Here is a 4,895-nt window from a genome sequence, read left to right as displayed (position 1 = left end):
TTCCCAAACCATCTCGCTGTAAACGCTCGGCCCCTTGATCTTCCAGTTCTGCGGATCGACGCGCCCGAGAAGATCGAAATCGACGAAGCTGTCATTCATAGGCGTAATCAGCGTGTCGGCAGCGGCATGGCCCAGCCGCGACAAATGAGTGTCGGAGCCCGGACAATCGATAACGACAAAATCATTCTCGCTTGAGAGCCGATTGAATATCTCGTCGAACGCCGCGCGTTCCGCCGCCTGTGCCTCAGCCACAGTGTCCAGATCCGAACGCGGGATCACGGCATGATCCGGCATCACGAGGTCAACCCCCGCTCCTTCCGCCCAGGCTTTCCGATTTTCAACATAACGCGTTAGCGAGCGCTGCCGTCCGTCAAGGTCGATCGAGCCGACACGCGCGCCTTCATGGAGCAGAAGCGCGATCACGTGCATCGCTGTGGTCGTTTTGCCCGACCCGCCTTTTTCATTGCCAAGAACGATGACGTGAGCGGAGCCCCGCCCATGAGCCGAATTAGTCATCTGGCCCCCGAGACCGCTTACATGGAATCACTTTGGCGAGTTTGGGTTAGTCGGCGGTCAGGCGTCAACTGCCACACCCCTTCGCCTTCAAGTCATTCTGCGAAACAGAACGCAGCGTTCTGAAAATCAGAGGAACGCGCTTCATTATCCAGATGAAACCAGCCCTGAATCCGTGCAAGCTAAATTATTGGGAAGTCCGCGCGGTTCACAAAGGGGGGCCGCCCTCGAAATGACATCGCAAACCAGCCTGAAAAGTTCGGAGGAAAATATAGCCCGGCGGTGAAAGCCGCGGGACTGACGGCTGCGTGTTGTCTTCCCGTTTCTATGAGTGAGGCAATTGGATTTTTCCAGAACGCAACACACGTTGAACACGAGGGGAAGATGAGTGCAAATCTGAATCCACCGGGGACTGGAGACATTTCCGAAGACGTCAAAATTCTGCACAGCATGGGCTACGCCCAGGAGCTGAGACGCAGCATGGGCGGCTTCTCCAACTTCGCGATTTCTTTTTCGATCATCTGCATCCTGTCTGGCGGCATCAACTCGCTCGCCCAGGCGACGTCCGGTGCAGGCGGCATCGGCATCGGCATCGGCTGGCCGCTCGGCTGTCTCATCTCAGGCGTCTTCGCGCTTGCCATGGGCCAGATCGCATCGGCCTATCCAACTGCTGGCGGCCTCTATCACTGGGGCTCCATTCTCGGCAATCGCTTCACCGGCTGGGTCACCGCCTGGTTCAATCTGCTGGGCCTCGTCACCGTGCTCGGCGCAATCAATGTCGGCACCTATTACTTCTTCTTCGGTGCCTTCGGCCCCACTTTCGGCATGGAAGACACGATCACGGTGCGCGTCATTTTCCTGACGATCCTCACCGGCCTGCAGGCGCTCTTTAATCACTACGGAATTGGCCTGACGACAAAGCTCACCGATTTCTCCGGCTATCTGATCTTCGCAACCGCCGTCGTGCTCGCAATCGTCTGCCTTGCCGTCGCACCGAGCTATGACCTGTCGCGTCTTTTCACCTTCACGAATTACTCCGGCGAAGCAGGCGGCAATGTCTGGCCGCTCGTGTCGAACAACTGGGTCTTCATCCTCGGCCTTTTGTTGCCGATCTACACGATCACCGGTTACGACGCCTCCGCGCATACCTCGGAAGAAACCGTCAAGGCTGCTCATTCCGTGCCACGCGGCATGGTGATGTCGGTCCTTTGGTCCGCCATCTTCGGTTACATCATGCTCTGCGCTTTCGTGCTGATGATCCCGAACATGGATGAAGCCGCAAAGCAGGGTTGGAATGTTTTCTTCTGGGCAATGGACGCCCAGGTCAATCCGACGGTGAAGCTGATCCTCTACATCGCCATCTTCGTCTCGCAATTCCTCTGCGGCCTGGCGACTGTCACATCCGTATCGCGCATGATCTTCGCCTTCTCGCGCGATGGCGGCCTGCCCTTCTCGAAAGCTCTTGCCAGGGTTTCGCCAAAATACCGCACGCCGGTTGCCGCAATCTGGACTGGCGCGACACTCGCCGTTCTCTTCGTTTGGGGATCGTCAACCGTGACGCTCGGTGAAACGCCGGTTTATACGATCGTCGTTTCCTGCACGGTCATCTTCCTCTTCTTCTCATTCGCCATTCCGATCGCCCTTGGTCTCTTCACCTATGGCACGCCGAAATGGCCGAAAATGGGTCCGTGGAATCTTGGCCGCGGTCTCTTCTCGCTCTTCGCCGTCCTGTCACTCATTTCGATGGTGCTGATTTTCATCATCGGCGTTCAGCCACCCAATGAATGGGCGCTGAGAATCACGATCGGCTTCCTGATCGTGACGGGCATCGTCTGGGTCGCCTTTGAAAGCCGCCGCTTTCAGGGACCGCCCATCGGCGACATGATTGCCAAGCGTCAGGCGGAAATTGCCGCCGCCGAAGCCGCTTTGCACAAGTAGCAACAGCTCGTCGAACAGGGAGGGCTCCGCTCCAGGAGCCCTCCACCCTCTCAAGCGGAAATGGGCTGCGGCTTCTACCGCAGACCGTTTCCTTTTGTTCGGACTGGCTGGCGCATGGGCCCCGTCCGGCGCAACAGCATAAAGCTCGTCTCCAAAGGAGCATGATCGATGCCTAATTCGCCGTCAGGAAAACTAACCCTCGACCAGCTTTCAAATCTCGCGACCAAGGGCGAAATCGATACCGTCATCATGGCAATGCCCGACATGCAGGGCCGTCTCGTCGGCAAGCGCATGCAGGCAAGCTACTTCCTCGATACCGCCGTTCACGAAACCCATGCCTGCAACTACCTCCTGACCGTCGACACCGACATGGAGCCCGTGCCGGGATACAAGGCAGCAAGCTGGTCGGACGGCTATGGCGACTTCGTGCTGAAGCCCGACATGAACACGCTGCGCCGCATCCCCTGGCTGCCGGGAACCGCGCTCGTCATCTGCGACACGCTCGACCATGACGGCGAGGATGTGGCTCATGCGCCGCGCGCAATTTTGAAGAAGCAGCTGAAGCGGCTCGCGGCAAAGAAGATGACGGCGAACACCGCGTCCGAGCTCGAATTCTATCTCTTCGACGAGACCTATGAGAGCGCCCATGAGAAGCGCTTCCACGGACTGAAAACAGCGAACAGCTACATTCAGGACTATCACGTCTTCGGCACGACCAAGGAAGAAGGGATCATGCGCGCGATCCGCAACGGTCTCGAAGGCGCTGGCATCCCTGTCGAAAATTCCAAAGGCGAATGGGGCCCCGGACAGGAGGAAATCAACATCCGCTATGCCGAGGCGCTGGAAATGGCGGACCGCCACACGATCCTCAAAAACGGGATCAAGGAAATCGCGCATCTGCATGGCAAGGCCATCACATTCATGGCCAAGTGGAACTACACGCTGGCAGGCTCCTCCTGCCACATCCACCTGTCGCTATGGGATCAGGCGAACAAGAAGGCGCTCTTTCACGACACCAAAAGTCCCGTCCACGGCCTCTCCGAACTGGGCCAGCAATTCCTGGCGGGGCAAATCAAACATGCACGTGAAATCACATATTTCCTCGCGCCTTACATCAACTCCTACAAGCGTTTCGTGAACGGCACCTTTGCCCCAACCAACATCGTCTGGTCGAACGACAACCGTACCGCAGGCTTCCGCCTGTGCGGACACGGCAAGAGCCTTCGCATCGAATGCCGCATCGGCGGCGCGGACCTGAACCCCTATCTGGCCTATGCGGGCCTCATCGCGGCTGGCCTCGAAGGCATCGAGAAAAAGCTCAAGCTGGAACCGGAATTCAAGGGCGACGCCTATGTCGGCAAAGGCGTTCCCTTGCTGCCGAAGAACCTCCGTGACGCACTGACCAACCTTGAAAAGTCAGCTACGCTACGCGCCGTATTTGGCGACGATGTCGTCAATCACTATCTCCACACGGGCCGCTGGGAACAGCTCGAATATGATCGTCGGGTTACGGACTGGGAAGTTACGAGAGGATTTGAGCGCGGATGACCGCATCTGTTTTGAAAGTCATATCTCCCGTCGATGGGAGTGTTTATGTCGAGCGCCCGCTGGCAACCGCCCGCGATGTCGATGAAGCGCTAAGCGAAGCAAAGCGCGCGCAAGCTTCGTGGAAGCTGATGACGATGAAGCAGCGTACGGAGCTTTGCCTGCGCTTCGTCGATGCCCTTGTCGCGATGAAAGATGAGATCGTGCCGGAGCTCGCATGGCAAATGGGGCGGCCAATCGCCTATGGCGCGGGCGAAGTGCGCGGCTTTGAAGAGCGCGCCCGCTACATGATCGGCATTGCCGCCGAAACGCTGGCCGATATTAATGTTGGCCTGAAAGACGGCTTCAACCGTTACATCAAACGCGAGCCGCTAGGCGTTGTTTTTTCTATCGCCGCCTGGAACTATCCCTATTTGATCGCCGTGAATTCGGTCGTGCCTGCGATCATGGCCGGCAATGCCGTCATACTGAAACATTCAGGCCAGACGCCACTCTGCGCCGAGCGTTTCGCGCAAGCCTTCGAAACAGCAGGCGCGCCGGATGGGCTTTTCACTTCGCTCCATATGAGCCACGAACTGACCGAAAAGACGATCGGCGATCCCCGTATCGACTACGTCGCCTTCACCGGCTCCGTGGCTGGCGGTCACGCTATCGTCAAAGCCGCCGCCGACCGCTTCATCGGTGTCGGCCTCGAACTCGGCGGCAAGGATCCTGCCTATGTGCGGCCGGATGCGAATATCGCTTTCGCGGTCGAGAACCTCGTCGACGGCGCTTTCTTCAACTCCGGCCAATCCTGCTGCGGCAAGGAACGGCTCTATGTGCATGAAGCGGTCTACGACAAATTCGTCGACGGCTTTGCCGAACTGACCCGGACATACAAGCTCGGCTCGCCTCTCGAC

The 4,895-nt window shown here is 58.1% G+C and carries 4 protein-coding genes; 3 read left to right on the top strand and 1 reads right to left on the bottom strand.

What is annotated here, in order from left to right; genetic code table 11:
• The coding region (locus WA943_RS05285) for a division plane positioning ATPase MipZ (protein ID WP_424468806.1) at positions 1–516 on the bottom strand (516 nt) is incomplete at its 3' end.
• A 381-nt stretch (positions 517–897) separates the two neighbouring features.
• Here WA943_RS05285 and WA943_RS05280 point away from each other — a divergent pair.
• The 3 genes from WA943_RS05280 to WA943_RS05270 form a co-directional block, all read left to right on the top strand.
• Positions 898–2,451, top strand: coding sequence for an amino acid permease (locus WA943_RS05280; protein WP_424468805.1), 1,554 nt, complete (start codon positions 898–900; stop codon positions 2,449–2,451).
• 168 nt (positions 2,452–2,619) lie between these two features.
• Positions 2,620–3,999 (top strand): glutamine synthetase family protein, encoded by a 1,380-nt coding sequence (locus WA943_RS05275; protein WP_424468804.1) that lies wholly within the window; start codon positions 2,620–2,622, stop codon positions 3,997–3,999.
• Positions 3,996–4,895, top strand: a 900-nt coding sequence (locus WA943_RS05270) for an aldehyde dehydrogenase family protein (RefSeq protein WP_424468803.1), incomplete at its 3' end; no start/stop codon positions are given. The genes WA943_RS05275 and WA943_RS05270, both read left to right, overlap by 4 nt.

The sequence above is a fragment of the Parvibaculum sp. genome (assembly GCF_049651025.1).
GTDB lineage: Bacteria > Pseudomonadota > Alphaproteobacteria > Parvibaculales > Parvibaculaceae > Parvibaculum.
This window is presented reverse-complemented; position numbering and strand designations above follow the sequence as displayed.

Coding starts and splice junctions, on each gene's coding strand:
- WA943_RS05275 (WP_424468804.1), top strand. CDS start 2,620: ATGCCTAATTCGCCGTCAGGAAAACTAACCCTCGACCAGCTTTCAAAT.
- WA943_RS05280 (WP_424468805.1), top strand. CDS start 898: ATGAGTGCAAATCTGAATCCACCGGGGACTGGAGACATTTCCGAAGAC.